Annotated in this window: 10 protein-coding genes and 2 tRNA genes; 4 read left to right on the forward strand and 8 right to left on the reverse strand. The window is 32.6% G+C overall.

The genetic code is table 11. From position 1 onward, the window contains the following. Positions 1-17: 17 nt before the first annotated feature. Complete coding sequence (locus tag LPC23_RS09430; RefSeq protein WP_229329807.1) at positions 18-1,352, reverse strand: 2TM domain-containing protein; 1,335 nt, start codon at positions 1,350-1,352, stop codon at positions 18-20. A gap of 101 nt (positions 1,353-1,453) precedes the next feature. Further along, positions 1,454-2,080, reverse strand: a complete 627-nt coding sequence (locus LPC23_RS09435; RefSeq protein ID WP_229329809.1) for a hypothetical protein — start codon at positions 2,078-2,080, stop codon at positions 1,454-1,456. 250 nt (positions 2,081-2,330) lie between these two features. On the opposite strand from LPC23_RS09435, the gene LPC23_RS09440 reads away from it, so the two are divergent. Further along, positions 2,331-2,870, forward strand: coding sequence for a plasmid pRiA4b ORF-3 family protein (locus tag LPC23_RS09440; protein ID WP_229329811.1), 540 nt, complete (start codon positions 2,331-2,333; stop codon positions 2,868-2,870). 105 nt (positions 2,871-2,975) lie between these two features. Further along, positions 2,976-4,034, forward strand: a complete 1,059-nt coding sequence (locus LPC23_RS09445; RefSeq protein WP_229329813.1) for a nucleoid-associated protein — start codon at positions 2,976-2,978, stop codon at positions 4,032-4,034. Positions 4,035-4,174: 140 nt separating this feature from the next. Here LPC23_RS09445 and LPC23_RS09450 read toward each other — a convergent pair whose 3' ends face one another. Next, positions 4,175-5,239, reverse strand: a complete 1,065-nt coding sequence (locus LPC23_RS09450; RefSeq protein ID WP_229329815.1) for a hypothetical protein — start codon at positions 5,237-5,239, stop codon at positions 4,175-4,177. A 187-nt stretch (positions 5,240-5,426) separates the two neighbouring features. Between LPC23_RS09450 and LPC23_RS09455 the strand changes: the two genes are divergently transcribed. Next, on the forward strand, positions 5,427-7,166 hold the full coding sequence (locus LPC23_RS09455) for a T9SS type B sorting domain-containing protein (RefSeq protein ID WP_229329817.1): 1,740 nt from the start codon (positions 5,427-5,429) through the stop codon (positions 7,164-7,166). Between the two features lie 23 nt (positions 7,167-7,189). Then, positions 7,190-11,482 carry a T9SS type B sorting domain-containing protein gene (locus LPC23_RS09460; RefSeq protein WP_229329819.1) on the forward strand — a complete coding sequence of 1,431 codons (4,293 nt, stop codon included), beginning with the start codon at positions 7,190-7,192 and terminating at the stop codon, positions 11,480-11,482. A gap of 63 nt (positions 11,483-11,545) precedes the next feature. Here LPC23_RS09460 and typA read toward each other — a convergent pair whose 3' ends face one another. The 5 genes from typA to proS form a co-directional block, all read right to left on the reverse strand. Continuing rightward, positions 11,546-13,342 carry a translational GTPase TypA gene (gene typA, locus LPC23_RS09465; RefSeq protein ID WP_229324976.1) on the reverse strand — a complete coding sequence of 599 codons (1,797 nt, stop codon included), beginning with the start codon at positions 13,340-13,342 and terminating at the stop codon, positions 11,546-11,548. 137 nt (positions 13,343-13,479) lie between these two features. Next, on the reverse strand, positions 13,480-13,731 hold the full coding sequence (gene rpsT / locus LPC23_RS09470; protein ID WP_229324978.1) for a 30S ribosomal protein S20: 252 nt from the start codon (positions 13,729-13,731) through the stop codon (positions 13,480-13,482). 163 nt (positions 13,732-13,894) lie between these two features. Further along, positions 13,895-13,966 (reverse strand) — tRNA-Glu (locus LPC23_RS09475). A 47-nt stretch (positions 13,967-14,013) separates the two neighbouring features. After that, positions 14,014-14,085: transfer RNA gene (locus LPC23_RS09480), tRNA-Glu, on the reverse strand. A 78-nt stretch (positions 14,086-14,163) separates the two neighbouring features. After that, the gene (proS, locus tag LPC23_RS09485; RefSeq protein WP_229329822.1) at positions 14,164-15,642 is read right to left on the reverse strand and encodes a proline--tRNA ligase; all 1,479 of its coding nucleotides are present in this window, start codon (positions 15,640-15,642) and stop codon (positions 14,164-14,166) included. Between the last annotated feature and the right edge of the window lie 100 nt (positions 15,643-15,742).

The raw sequence follows: 15,742 nt of genomic DNA on the forward strand, positions 1-15,742 counted from the left end.
ACAGTATTTAATTAAAATTATTCCCAATTGTTCGATGAATCTTTATTCATGATTTCTTTAATCTTTCGTTCTTCCCAAGACTTTCCATATCCAAAAACGCCAATAGCATGAAAGGTAAGTCCCAATCCCCATCCTAACATGGGATAAATAAACCATTTGTGATCCCAATAAGTAATATAATTAATTACAGTTAAAGAAGGGATTACAATACAGTAGGAGGTTAAATTCCCGTAAAATCCTTTTAATTCATCAACACGCTTTTTAGCACGTAAATACGCATTATTTTCTTCGTTAAATTGACTAGTTCTCATCATGGTAATCTGTTTGGTTAATATAGGTAAATAGACTTTAAATAATTTTTCATTTTGAATAATTGTAACTTGTCGTTCCGTTAATAAGGCATAACGATTCACAATGTTTTGCAAACCCACTCCTTTCCCATCAGAAAGAACTTCTTTCTTTTGCCAATTGTTTTCAACCACCAATTGATTGTCTTCGACACTAATTTTAATATGTAGAGGCTTTGAAATGCTCACCACATTGTGTTTGATGCAGTTCTCTAACAATAGCTGCAAGGACAATGGGACTACTTTAGCATCTTCGTTGGTGCTTTGTGGCAATTCATAGGAAATACTGTTCTCAAAGCGCATTTCCAATAATTGCATATAGATTTTGGCAAAAGCCAATTCTTCTGAAACTGCTACTAACTCTTTGTCTTTTTGTTCTAACACATAGCGGTAAATTTTAGACAAGGAAGTCGTGAATTTTTGAGCAGTTGAAGGATTTTCTTCGATCAATGAACTCAACACATTTAGACTGTTAAACAAAAAATGCGGATCAATTTGATTTTTCAAACTTTCAAATTGTGCATTGGCAGTAGTAGCAATGATTTTTTGTTGGTTGACTTTATTTTCTTGAAATGATTTATAAATATAAAAAACATGAAAAAGAAGAGTAACAATAAAAGTCATAAAAAAGGAAACAAAATAATTGTACCTAGTCTCGTTACTTATGAAAACACTCCAACTCTTTCCTTCAATTAATACATCTTCAATAATTCGAAGCAAAAAAATAATTGCTATTGAGATTATAAGTGAAAGAATAAAACCCCAAATTATTCTTTTTAAAGAAAAGCGATCGTTAGCAAATTTATCATCTAAGAAAATGAATAAACTGGCATTAGCAAAGTACAAACTCAAACTATACAGATTGGTGTAGCTGTAAAATACTAGTAAACTATAATTAAATTCAATTACGGCTCCAGTCACAAATTTAATTAGTAACAGTACAATAAATACTAAATTTGAAATTACAAAAGCTCTAGGAAATTCTTTAATTAATTTATCAATCATACTTTTAGATTAAAATAAAAGTTGTTGCAAAAAAGCAATCAAACTTAGGGTTATATAAATGACTATTCGAAACATACTATTATTTTTTTATTTTTTTGATATTATTTTGTACAATTTTTCAAGTTAGCTTGAGCACGATCTAATCCCCATCTTGGATAAAACGGAGTTTCATTTTTAAATGTAGCAAATAAACCAATTGATTTTTCTACATCGTCACATAGTTTTTTCACATCAGCACCAGTCCATTTTGCTAAACCCATTTCGAATTCGGCTTTACAAAATACTACTCTAGGATTTTCAGGTGCAATTACACTGACACGAGCGTAAATTCCTGCAATTTTAGGTGAAAGTGTCATTCCGTAGGTCATTGGATCAGAAGCTAAAAGGGCTGTTTTTGACATAGCCTGAAGTAATAATAATTCGGCATTATTGGGATTTTTATCCAACTCTAAAGCTAATACTTCATCAGCTTTAGTTAATAAAGCATTGATTTTATCTTTATTGGACGGATTAAAAGCCTCGTTTGTACTAATCAGGGCAATGTAATAATTAGGTAACCAATTGTCTTTTTCTGTCAAGGCAATTCTTTCCAATAATGCTAAAGCATCGATACTTTTACCTTCTTTCCAGAATTCTAAGGCTTTGCCCATTCCTTGCTCGTATTGTTGTGCGTTAACGGCTAAGAAAGTGGTAATAAAAAAAGACAAGGTTGTGATAATTTTAGTCATGATTTCTAATTTTTTTAATTAAAATTTTTTTGATGATTGAAATTCGTTATTCTTATTTCTGTCGTAAAAGTAAATTAGTTGTTTTTCTAATAAAACTTACATTTACTGAATTGTTGATTTTTATTGATGAATTGTAGAATGAACTTATTTAAAACACTAGAAATTCATCAATTCAAAAAATAAATTTGATTTATTTTGCTCGAGTCATAATTAATAATTTACCTTTGAACTTTTTATAAAAACAACGATTATGGTTTATAAATTCAGAGTAATTCTAGACGCAGAAGAAGATATTTTTAGAGATATTGCTATCCTTGCCGAAGACACTTTAGAAGATTTACACAACGCTATCTTCAATTCATTTGGTTTTGACGGAATGGAAGTGGCATCGTTTTATACTTGTGATGATACTTGGAATCAAGAAGATGAAATTCCGATGTTTGACGCAGGTGATGTTCCTGGAGAACAAACCATCATGAGCGATTATAAATTAGTCGATATTTTAGACAAACAAAATACTAAAATTATCTACGTATATGACTTTATCAATATGTGGACTTTCTTAGTAGAATTAGCTGCAGTTGAAGAACCACAAGCAGGAGCGCTATATCCTGAAACGCTTTTTTCTCATGGTGAAATGCCTGATGAAGCTATTGAAAAAAACTTTGAAGCCGATATGCACGAGGATATATATGGCGAATTTGAAGACGATTTAGACGAAGACGATCTAGATATGTTTGAAGGAGACGACAGCTTTGAAGATTTCGGATACGAAGAAAATTGGAATTAAAAAAAGGGTTAATAGGTACAGGGTTAAAAGTTTAAAAAACAAAACTTTAAAACGCATCAACTTAGTAAACTACTAACCTATTACACTCTTAAACATTAAATTAAAATGATTAACTTATTCAATACCCATATCGACTCCCTTTCTATACATCGTGTAGGAAATAAGAGCCGTAACGAAGCTCTTTTTTTATCAGAACAACCGTTTAATCTAAACGATGAAATTGTTCCTTTGATAAAAGAATTTTTCTTCAAGCCTTTCAGAGAAAAAGAAGAAAATTATTTTCAGTTTGCGCACGAAGTAGATTTGGATTACAACGAAATGTACAAATTCGCTTCTCAAATATTCGAGAATCCGTCAAATGTTCACGAAGTTTCAAAACAAATTACCAAACATTTATTTGAACAATCGAATCACCCACACATCAAAAATGGCGAGGTATATGTTACTTATTTAACAAACCTAGCTATTGACAACAATGTAGTCGATGCCATTGGGATATTTAAAAGCGAAATCCAAGCTGACTTTTTGCAATTTGAAGAAAAAGATACTCACCTTGAAATGATTTTACAACACGGGGTAAGTTTGAATAAATTAGATAAAGGTTGTTTGATTTTCAATTACAAAAAAGAGGAAGGATATAAAATACTAACGGTAGATAGTAACCGTTACGATGCCCGTTATTGGTTAGAACATTTCTTATCTGTAGATGCTTTTGAAGACGAAAATTTCATCACTAAAAAATACTTGAAATTCTGTCAAGGCTTTGCCAAAGACGTGGTTTTCCCTGCCGAAGACAAGAAAGAAGAAGTGATGTTTATGAATCGTTCTGTGAATTATTTTGCTAAAAACGACCAGTTTGAAGAAACTAATTTCCTCAACGAAGTATTAGACAATCCTGATTTGATTCCTGAATTTAAAAATTATAAAGTAGATAAAGGCGATAAATACAGTATTGAAGACATTACCACCTTTCCTATTGCCAATGCAGCCGTTTCTGATGCTAGAAAGTCAATCAAAAACGTGATTAATTTAGACACACACATCCAAATCAAAATGGATTTCATCAACCCGGAAAGTGCTGAGAAATTTGTAGAAAAAGGTTGGGACGAAGAAAAACAAATGTACTACTACTTAGTTTACTTCAATAAAGAAGAGAAAAATTAAAATAAGAGTACCATTTAAAGTCAAAATTTTGTCAAACTGAACTTGTTTCAGTTTCTATTATTACATTAACACATAATAATTTATAGATTCCGAAATGAATTCGGAATGACAAGGCGTTTTTTTAAACGAATTGTTTAAGTTCAATGCGATTTAAACATTGTCATATTTTTGAAATTTCGTGTAATATATAAAAACGAAGCATTCATAATATTTCCCATGGATTTGGCTTTCTTAAAATTCATATCATTGGTGTAACGATACAATTCCATTTTCAATTGTTCCAAATGTGACGATGTTGATAAGGTATCGTCTCCCATAATTTTTAAAAGTCGTTTGATTCTATTTTCAGCTGAGTGAATTCTTTTAGCCAAAACAGAACGCTCTTCGTTTTTATATTGGTTGATAGAACTTTCTTGTAATTTATCTTTTACTAATTGTACCATTGGATAATTTTCTTTGAAAAACTGTGGTCGGTACACCTTAAAATTACCTTCATAACATTGTTGGTCAAAATCAATCGCTCTGATCCTGTACACAACTTGATCAAAATCGTGAATAGGTATCACTACATAATTATAAGCACGCATATCCCCAAGTAAACGAATCATAGAACGCTCATTAAATTTAACAAACTCCTTGGCAATTTGAGCTTTTTCCGTTTCGGTACAATCCTTGAGATGATTATTTATAAAAACATCACCAGCAATTCCCATAATATGCTCTTCAATTAATGTATCTTGATGAACTAAAAAGTTAATTTTATCAGGAGACAAAATGTGTTCTAACTCTAAACCATACACGCGAGAAGCATCCGCTTTTTTAACATAAAAATGCGTATAATTATCATTAAGGATATTACGTATTTTAATTCGGAACGGCTTTGAATTACCAAAAGTACAATAGTCGATTGAGTCAACATTTAAAAATTTGATTATCTCTAAATTACCATCCGAATGAAGCAAAGAATAGATTTTTTTAAGTGTCAAATCAATTTCTTCGCGTTCAAATTCGTTATAATACACTCGAATCCATAAAGTATCTTGATCCTCTTTGTCGTACACATTAACAGAACCTGAAAAACGAAGTAAATCATCGTAAGCAATTGGAAATTTAGATATCCGATCAAATCGTTCCAAATAATCCAACAAATCAGTGTTTATAGGATAAGATGGCTTTTTAAAAATCATTAATGGTTCATCGCTCATGGGAAATGTATTTAAGACAAATTTACTGAAATTTATACTCCAAAATAATTTTTGGTTTCCTTTTCCGTTAGCACAACCAAAAAGAGAATTGTAGTATCTTTGTTAGGTGATGAATTGGACAAAAACCTTATTTATTATTGTATGGATTAGCTGCTTCCCAATCGGGATTTCGGCCCAATCAATTAATGTGGATGATACTAAAGATGCAAATGAATTAGTTCAAGTGTTAACCAACAATAACAGCTGTTTATCCGTTTTTTCAAAAGCATCATCTGGTGCATCAACTAAAAAAAGTATTGCTTATTTTGATAAAAATGGAACAAATTTTCCGTTTTCAAATGGAGTCGTTCTAAGCACTTGGGAAAGCCAAAATTCAAAAGGACCATACAATCCCAGTTTTAGTGGAACTGTTAGTAGTTGGGGTGGCGACAGTAATATGGATGCTATTTTAGGAGTTAACTCATCTAATGCAACAACTTTAGAGTTTGAATTTGAATCTAAAACTAATTTTTTAAGCTTCAATTATATTTTTGCTTCAAACGAATACATTCGTGATTATCCATGCAACTATTCCGATGGATTGGCTATTCTAATTCAAGATGTAACAAGTAATGGTAACTACATCAACATTGCAACATTACCCGATGGCACACCCGTTTCATCTAGAAATATACGTCCCAGAATTAATCTTTCTGATCCATCATTAACAAAATGTGACGCCAAAAATGAGATATATTTTGAAAAATTCAATACCGATTTAACAACTCCAAGCCCAATCAATTATGCTGGCCAAACGAAGGTTTTAAATGCACAAAGCAAATTAGAAATTGGACATAGATACAGGATTAAATTCGTAATTGCTGAAGGTCCAAGTCGCTCCCAATTTTCAGCCTTATTCATAGAAGCTGGTAGTTTTGCATCTAAATTGGACTTAGGAAAAAACCGCTTGGCAGCTACAAAAAATGCAGTATGTAATGGTGAAACTATTACTGTGTTTACTGGAATAACGGGCGTTCATAAATGGTCAAAAACCGATTCAGGTACAACTACCCAACTGACTGAAACCAGTAATGTACTTGCAATTAATCAACCAGGAACCTACAAAGTAGAAGTAATTAATTCAGGCTGTACATTTACAGGAGAAATTAAAATTGAATATGCCGCTGGAATGAATTTAAAAGATGTTGAATTAGCTAAATGTGATGTTAACGGAACTGGAACTGCTGTTTTTGACTTAACCGCATTTCAAAACGTCATAGTTAATAATGATAAAGAAACCTCTATTTCTGGTTACTATACAGATGCTGATTTAATGTTTGAAATTACTGATCCAAAAGCTTTTGAGAAAACAAATCTTGGAAATCAAGTGGTGTATGTTAAAGGAATTAATCCAAAATTTACATGCTTTGAAACCGCTACGATAACTTTGAAAACACTACCTAGTTCACAAAACACAGCTAGTGAGCCAAATCCGATTATCAAAGAATTTACTGGAGGGAAAAATTCGATTGAACTTATTACAAGTGGGATTTCTTCTAATTTAGAGTTTTCGATTGATGGTATTAATTATCAAGAGAATTCAATATTTACTGATGTACCAAAAGGGAAGTACTTTGCATACATTCGAAATACTTCAAATTGTGAGTTTATTTCTTTTCCGTTTACAATTTTGGATTACCCTACATTTTTCACTCCAAATGGGGACGGAATTAATGACGAATGGAAAATTTCAGATATGGACAAATTTCCAAAATCTGTGGTCTACATTTTTGATCGTTATGGTAAGTTATTAAAACAAATGAATGCAAGTTCTGTGGGTTGGAACGGAACTTTAAATGGCTTACCGCTCCCAGCAGATGACTATTGGTTTCGTTTGATTCTTAATGATAACCAAATAGTTAATGGCCATTTTAGTTTAAAAAGGTAAACTATTTTTACTATTTTTAGAAAATGAAAAAAATACCACTTATTTTCATTTTTTTAATTTCGTTTAATTGCTTTGCTCAATTTAGCAAAACGCATTATATCCCACCATTAACTTCTAGTAGTAGCGCCGGTGTGACTCCGCAAGATCATTATATATATATTTCTACACCCAGTATTCAAGATGTAAAATTTAAAATTTTCCCAATTGGAGGGGCTCCTATTTTAGGAACAGTAAACAAAGTCACCCCATATAGATATAGTATTGGTTCTGGCGATAATAGTCAACTATTTGAATCTAGTTCTAATACTGGAAAAAGTTCAAATAAAGGTTTTATTATAGAAAGTGAAGGGTTAATTTATGCTAATATAAGAACTAACTCTGGTGGAGGAAATCAAGCAGGTGGATTGGTTGCCAAAGGAATTAGTGGACTAGGTAAACGATTTAGAGCAGGTGCTATGTTAAACCCTACTAATATTGAAGGATTATTGAATTTCTTTTCAATATTAGCTACAGAAGATAATACAAAAGTTACTATTTCAAATATCCCAAATGGAACTGTTTTAGCTAATGGAAACGCATTCACAGGCCCTGAAATAATTTATCTAAATAAAAACGAAAGTTATACCTTAGGAATTAATGGCAGTTCAGGAAGTAATCTAATTGGAGCATTAATTGAATCCGATAAAAATGTTGTAGTAAACAGCGGTTCATTTGGAGGAACTAATGATCCAGCTAACGTAAATGGTAGAGATGTCGGATTTGATCAAATTGTAGGTGCAGATAAGATTGGCACGGAGTATATTTTTATCAAAGGGCAAGGCTCATTGGTAACAGAAAGAGTACTCCTAATTGCTGATGAACCCAATACAGAAATATATATAAATGGTAGCACAACTCCAACTCAAATTATTCAAGCTGGACAATATATTACTTTCAATCGCAACGATTTTATTGATGGCAGTATGCATGTTAAAACATCAAAAAAAGTTTTTGCCTATCAAAGTATTGGTGTAACAGAATCGAGTGCCAATCAAAATTTATTTTTTGTACCACCTTTAAACTGCTCTACACCAAAAATTGTAGATTATATTCCTCAAATTAACTTAATTGGAAGTAGAAATTATGATGGTACAGTTAATATTGTGACAGAAGCAGATGCTAATGTTTTAATTAATGAAACTCCAATAGGAGTAGCTCCTACACAAATTACAGGAAATCCAAAGTTTGTTTATTTCTCAATTACGGGACTTACTGGAAATGTGGCTATCAAATCAAGCAAACAAGTCTATGTTTCTTATTATGGAACAAATGTAAATGCTACTTATGGAGGATATTATTCTGGTTTTGACATCAAACCCGAACTTTCTATTGATAATTCAACATCTACTTCTGGAAATTGTATACCAAACGTTGTTCTTAAAACAGAACCTGATAGTGATTATACCTATCAATGGTTAAACAATGGGGTAGATATTAATGGCGAAACAGGAAATACATTTAAACCGTTATCACCTGGTTATTATCAAGTGAAAAGAAGTATTCCAAGTTGCAATACAAGTACACTTTCAGATAAAATTCCTGTGAGTAATTGTCCTACAGATGGTGATGGAGATTCTGTTCCGGATGATGTTGATTTGGATTTCGATAATGATGGGATTACTAATTGCGAAGAGTCATTTGGGAGTGTAGCAATAGATCTTACAGGACCAAACCTTATAAAAAACACCTATTCTAATACTTATTCTACTAGCACTACATATGTGCCCACTACAAGTTCAGTTCTTTTATCTGCTAAAAGCAATGGAGACTTTATAAGTGAAGTTCCTGCTGGAGTAAATAATTCTACAGAGTATAGAATTGCTTTTACCAATCCAATTGCGCTTACCTTAGAATATGTAGCTAATGGGAATTCAACTGATTTAACTAACTCGGATGGGGATTTTATTATAAAATCAGATAGCAATAAAACGGTAACAGTTTTGAATCCTACTAATCAATTGTTGATTGATACTAATGCTGACGGAATATACGAGAGTGGCGTTACACAACATTCTTCTTTTGAAATCCGTTTCAGACTCAATAGTACTACTCCCCTTGCTGCTGGAACTGGAACCTTTAGTTTTCAATCTTATCTAACAACTTCACTTACATTTATTCATAAAAACTTATCAGAAAACACAAACAATAAAGCTTCTTTTTCAATTAAAGCAAAATGTATTCCTAGATACTCTGACTCGGATTCAACTCCTGATTATTTAGATCTAGACAGTGATAATGACCGAATTTTAGATGTAATTGAATCGCAAGCTAATACTCTAGTAGGGACTTCTGTAATAGATGCCAATAAAGATGGAATTTATGATGTTTTTGGAACCGGAACCATACCGCAAGATTCCGATCAAGATGGTATTCCTGATTATTTGGATTTAGATAGTGATAATGATGGTATCAAGGACGAATTAGAAACAGACCAAGACCAAGACAATGATGGCATAAGAAACTATCGTGATCTAGATCGAGAAAATGACGGTTGTAACGATGTAATAGAAGCTGGATTTCCAGATGGTGATTTAGATGGCGAATTTGGAGTTAATCCAGTTTCTGTAAATGAAAAAGGATTAGTAAGTAATGCACCTTATTCAAACCCAAATACAGATTATAGCATCGCAGCACCAATTATAATTGACAACTTAGCATCTGTTACTCAAGTATGTGATAAACAAAATAAAATAATTGTAGTTAATGGAAATAGCGGAATCTCATATCAATGGCAAAAATCAATAGATGAGGTAAATTGGTTCGATATATCAGATAATGCTACATATTCAGGCAGTAACACTAATAGTCTAAAAATAAGCGATGTAAATCCAACCATGTCTGGTGAGTTTTACAGAGTTAAAATGAGCAAATCTGGCAATAGTTGTGGCAGAATTTCAAATACAACAAAATTATTGATTAATCCATTGCCAACAGTAAATTCAAACATTAATCTTGTTCAATGTATTGAAAACACCAACATGCTATTTAGCACATTCAATCTTACTGAAAAAAATAATTTCATTTCAACTAATTATAACTTTGAGAACTTTACCTATTATAAAACTGCTTTGGGGGCGGAACTGAATAATCAATCCGAATTAATTAGTAACCCGATTTCTTATTTTAGCGACTCCAAAACTATAGGTGTTCGAATTGAAAACATTAATGGCTGCGTTAATTTTTCTACATTAAACCTAATTCTTTCTTCAACTAAAATACCTAATTCTTTCGAAAAAGAATTTGAAGTGTGTGATAATGGCATTAATGATAACGATGGAATAGCTAGTTTTAATTTTAAATCAATAGAAGATGAAATCAAACAATTTCTAATTCCGCCTTATACTAATTATGATATAAAATATTATGAGAATGAGGAAAATGCATTAGCTGAAAAATACGAAATTGAAAATATTTCAAATTATCAGAATCAAAATTCCCCAAATATTAAATTCATTTGGGTTAGAGTTGATAACAAAATTGACAACTCATGCTATGCACTGGGTCGCCATATTAAGTTAATTGTAAATCCAAAACCCAATATAGATACGAATAAAGAAGGGAAAGATGATCAATTGGTTTGTTTAAATTTACCTAACTTATTTGTGGAACTTAATGCTGGTCTTCAAAATGAAACTTCAATTACATCATTTAATTACAATTGGACTAAAGATGGAAATGAAATAGCTAATGCAACTAATTCCGTTTTAAATGTAAACCAAGAAGGAGTTTATTCGGTTAAAGTGAATACGCCTAAAGGATGTTTTAGAAACCGAATTATCAAAGTTACCTCCTCTGATATAGCTAAAATTGAAAGTATAGACATAGTAGACTTATCTACAAATAATTCAGTTACAATTACTACCTCAGGAAAAGGAAATTATGAATTCAGCATAGACTTACCCAACGGACCGTTTCAAGAATCCAATTTCTTTGATAATGTTGCTTCCGGTATTCGCGATGTTTATGTTATTGATACTAAAGGATGTGGTACAGTTAAAAAAACAATAGCAGTGGTAGGAGTGCCAAAATTTTTCACCCCCAACCAAGACGGTTTTAATGATTATTGGAATATAAAAGGAATAGATGCGACTTTTAATTCGAAATCAATAATTTATATTTTTGATCGTTATGGAAAATTATTGAAGCAAATGCTACCATCTAGCTTAGGTTGGGACGGCACTTTAAATGGCGCTCCACTTCCTTCTGATGACTATTGGTTTACACTACTATTAGAAGATGGTCGGGAAGCTAAAGGGCATTTTAGCTTAAAAAGATAATTTGATAAAAAAAACCATCAACTTTCGCTGATGGTTTTTTATATAAGTAAGATACTTTTATCCTTAGATTTTGAATCTTTTTCTATCTGTTTCTGTCAAGTAAATTTTTCTTAAACGAATACTTTTTGGAGTAACCTCAACGTATTCATCTTTTTGAATGTATTCTAAGGCTTCTTCAAGAGAGAAAATGATTGGCGGAATAATTCTTGCTTTCTCATCATTACCTGAAGAACGAACGTTAGATTGTTTTTTCTCCTTGGTTACATTGACACACATATCATCACCACGAGAATTTTCTCCAATTACCTGACCTTCGTATATTTCAGCATTTGGCTCAACAAAGAATTTACCACGATCCTGTAATTTATCGATAGAATAAGGAATTGCTTTTCCTTTTTCCATTGAAATTAAAGATCCTTTATTACGTCCAGAAATTTCTCCTTTGAAAGGTTCGTACCCTATAAAACGATGTGACATAATTGCTTCACCTGCCGTAGCAGTTAACAATTGGTTACGCAATCCAATAATTCCACGAGATGGAATATTAAATTTTATAATCATACGTTCCCCCTTGGTTTCCATACTCAACATTTCCCCTTTACGTAAAGTTACAAACTCTACTGCTCTTCCTGAAAGTGATTCTGGTAAATCAATGGTTAATTCTTCAATAGGCTCACATTTTTTACCATCAATTTCTTTGATGATAACTTGTGGTTGACCGATTTGCAACTCATATCCTTCTCTTCTCATAGTTTCAATAAGAACAGACAAGTGTAATACACCACGACCAAAAACCATAAATTTATCAGCTGAATCAGTTTCTCCTAACTTCATAGCTAAGTTTTTCTCTAATTCTTTAGTTAATCTTTCACGGATATGACGAGATGTTACAAATTTTCCTTCTTTACCAAAAAATGGTGAGTCGTTAATTGTAAACAACATACTCATTGTAGGTTCATCAATCGCAATAGTTTGTAACGCTTCTGGATTTTCATTATCGGCGATTGTGTCACCAATTTCAAATCCTTCCACACCAATAATTGCGCAAATATCACCTGCTACAACTTCAGTTACCTTTTTACGTCCAAGACCTTCAAAAGTATGTAATTCTTTAATTCTAGATTTTAATACTGAACCATCTCTTTTACATAAAGAAATTGGCATTCCTTCCTTTAAAACACCTCTTTCCAAACGACCAATAGCGATACGTCCTGTAAAAGAAGAGAAATCTAATGAAGTAATCAACATTTGTGGAGTTCCTTCAGAAACTTTTGGAGCTGGAACATTACTGATTACCATATCTAATAATGGTTCGATGTTTTCAGTTTGGTTTCTGAAATCATCAGACATCCAGTTATTTTTAGCTGATCCGTAAACGGTTGGGAAATCCAATTGTTCTTCGGTAGCACCTAGTTCAAACATTAAGTCGAAAACTTTCTCATGAACTTCTTCTGGAGTACAGTTTTCTTTGTCTACTTTATTAATAACCACACATGGTTTCAAACCTAAATCAATTGCTTTTTGCAAAACAAAACGCGTTTGTGGCATTGGTCCTTCAAAGGCATCTACTAGTAAACAAACTCCGTCAGCCATATTTAATACACGCTCTACTTCACCACCAAAATCGGCGTGACCAGGAGTGTCAATAATATTGATTTTTGTTCCCTTGTATACAACAGAAACGTTTTTTGAAGTAATGGTAATACCTCTTTCACGTTCTAAGTCGTTGTTATCAAGGATCAAGTCACCTGTGTTCTCGTTATCGCGAAATAACTGACAGTGATACATAATTTTATCAACCAAAGTGGTTTTACCGTGGTCAACGTGGGCAATAATTGCAATGTTTCTAATAGATTCCATCTGTGAATTTTAATGGCGCAAAGGTACACTTTATTTCGAGATAAAAAATTGTTTCTTTTTAATAGTTAAAACCTAAAAATTATCCATAAAAAAAGCCTTTCAATAAGAAAGGCTTTAGAATATAAAATTGTATTTGATTACAATTTAGCAACGTGTTTAGTTAACTTAGATTTCAAGTTAGATGCTTTATTATCATGAATGATATTTTTCTTAGCTAACTTGTCAATCATAGAGATTACAGCAGATAATTTAGATGAAGCATCCGCTTTATCTGTAGCTAAACGAATTGCTTTAATAGCGTTACGAGTAGTTTTGTGTTGGTATCTGTTTAATACTCTTTTCTTTTCGTTACTTCTAATTCTTTTTAAAGCTGACTTATGATTTGCCATTTGGTGTATATTTTAAAATGTAAATAACTAATTAATATATTAGAAATAAAATTAGAAAAACCTCCCACAATTAATTTTTAAATTAATCACTTCAGTTTTAACTAACAAAACAAACAAGGAGACACCATTATTTGTTTCATAAAACCATTTCAAAACTAATTTGTAGTCCGTGGGGGAATCGAACCCCCCTTACCAGGATGAAAACCTGGCGTCCTAACCGATAGACGAACGGACCATTTTTCCTTCTAAGCTCAGGAGTGCTTTATCATTAAACAGATTTTGTAGTCCGTGGGGGAATCGAACCCCCCTTACCAGGATGAAAACCTGGCGTCCTAACCGATAGACGAACGGACCTAATTTCTGTAATGCGGATGCAAAAATACAACTATTTTTTAGACGTACAATAGTAGAAACGAAAAAAAATATTTTTTTTTAATAGGCTTTCGCAAACAACACTCTACCAGCAGATTCCGAACCTGAGAACACGCACTTTCCTTGCTCCTCTACTCTATCTAAAGGGATACAACGGATAGTTGCTTTGGTTAAATCTTTGATTTTTTCTTCAGTTTCAGGAGTACCATCCCAATGCGCCGAAATAAAGCCACCTTTACTTTCCAATACCTCTTTAAATTCTTCAAAAGAGTTTACTTCAGTAATATGATCTTTTCTATACTCTAATGCACGTTGGAATAAATCATTCTGAATTGTTTCTAATAAGTCGCTGATGTAATTTACGATTCCGTCTTTAGTAACTATTTCTTTACTCAAAGTATCTCTTCTCGCTACTTCAAAAGTTCCATTTTCTAGATCTTTAGGTCCAACAGCAATACGAACTGGAACCCCTTTTAATTCCCATTCAGCAAATTTAAATCCTGGCTTTTGAGTAGTTCTGTTATCAAATTTAACTGAGATGTTAAGTTTTTTTAACTGAGCCATCAAATCATTAACAACCAAAGTAATTTTATCTAATTCTTCATCTGACTTGTATATAGGAACAATTACCACTTGAATTGGCGCCAAGTTAGGTGGCAAAACTAATCCGTTGTCATCCGAATGCGTCATTACCAATGCTCCCATCAATCGAGTTGAAACACCCCAAGAAGTTCCCCAAACGTATTCTTGTTTCCCTTCAGCATTGGCAAACTTAACATCAAAAGCTTTGGCAAAATTTTGACCTAGAAAATGAGATGTTCCAGCCTGTAGTGCCTTTCCATCTTGCATTAATGCTTCAATACAGTACGTTTCATCTGCTCCTGCAAAACGTTCTGTCTCTGTTTTCAATCCTTTAACTACCGGAATTGCTAAGAAATTCTCAGCAAAATCAGCATACACATTCATCATTCGTTCTGATTCTTCTATTGCCTCCTGACGAGTTGCGTGAGCTGTATGCCCTTCTTGCCATAAAAATTCAGCAGTTCTCAAAAACAAGCGGGTTCTCATTTCCCAACGAACTACATTCGCCCATTGATTAATTAATAATGGTAAATCGCGATACGATTGCACCCATCCTTTATAAGTAGACCATATAATTGCCTCACTAGTTGGACGAACAATTAATTCTTCTTCTAATTTAGCATTGGGATCAACCATCAATTTCCCAGGCTTATCCGGGTCGTTCTTCAACCTATAGTGAGTAACAATAGCACATTCTTTAGCAAAGCCTTCTGCGTTTTTTTCTTCAGCCTCAAACATACTCTTCGGTACAAATAGAGGGAAATAAGCATTACTATGCCCAGTCTCTTTAAACATTCGATCTAGCTCCCCTTGCATTTTTTCCCAAATAGCATAGCCGTAGGGTTTGATTACCATACAACCTCTAACTCCTGAATTTTCGGCTAAATCAGCTTTAACAACTAATTCATTATACCATTTTGAATAATCTTCTGATCGCGTAGTAAGGTTCTTACTCATATAATTTATTTTGGCACAAATTTTGTTTCACAATTTATTAACTAAATAGTTCGACAAAACTAACTATTTTTGTAATGTACAACAATAAAAACCTACAGAT

Origin of the sequence: Flavobacterium ammonificans (assembly GCF_020885975.1) — a bacterium.
GTDB classification, from domain to species: domain Bacteria; phylum Bacteroidota; class Bacteroidia; order Flavobacteriales; family Flavobacteriaceae; genus Flavobacterium; species Flavobacterium ammonificans.

Excerpts from the sequence above, each read along its gene's own strand:
- LPC23_RS09430 (WP_229329807.1), bottom strand. The coding sequence starts at position 1,352 with ATGATTGATAAATTAATTAAAGAATTTCCTAGAGCTTTTGTAATTTCA.
- LPC23_RS09435 (WP_229329809.1), bottom strand. The coding sequence starts at position 2,080 with ATGACTAAAATTATCACAACCTTGTCTTTTTTTATTACCACTTTCTTA.
- LPC23_RS09440 (WP_229329811.1), top strand. The coding sequence starts at position 2,331 with ATGGTTTATAAATTCAGAGTAATTCTAGACGCAGAAGAAGATATTTTT.
- LPC23_RS09445 (WP_229329813.1), top strand. The coding sequence starts at position 2,976 with ATGATTAACTTATTCAATACCCATATCGACTCCCTTTCTATACATCGT.
- LPC23_RS09450 (WP_229329815.1), bottom strand. The coding sequence starts at position 5,239 with ATGAGCGATGAACCATTAATGATTTTTAAAAAGCCATCTTATCCTATA.
- LPC23_RS09460 (WP_229329819.1), top strand. The coding sequence starts at position 7,190 with ATGAAAAAAATACCACTTATTTTCATTTTTTTAATTTCGTTTAATTGC.
- typA (WP_229324976.1), bottom strand. The coding sequence starts at position 13,342 with ATGGAATCTATTAGAAACATTGCAATTATTGCCCACGTTGACCACGGT.
- rpsT (WP_229324978.1), bottom strand. The coding sequence starts at position 13,731 with ATGGCAAATCATAAGTCAGCTTTAAAAAGAATTAGAAGTAACGAAAAG.
- proS (WP_229329822.1), bottom strand. The coding sequence starts at position 15,642 with ATGAGTAAGAACCTTACTACGCGATCAGAAGATTATTCAAAATGGTAT.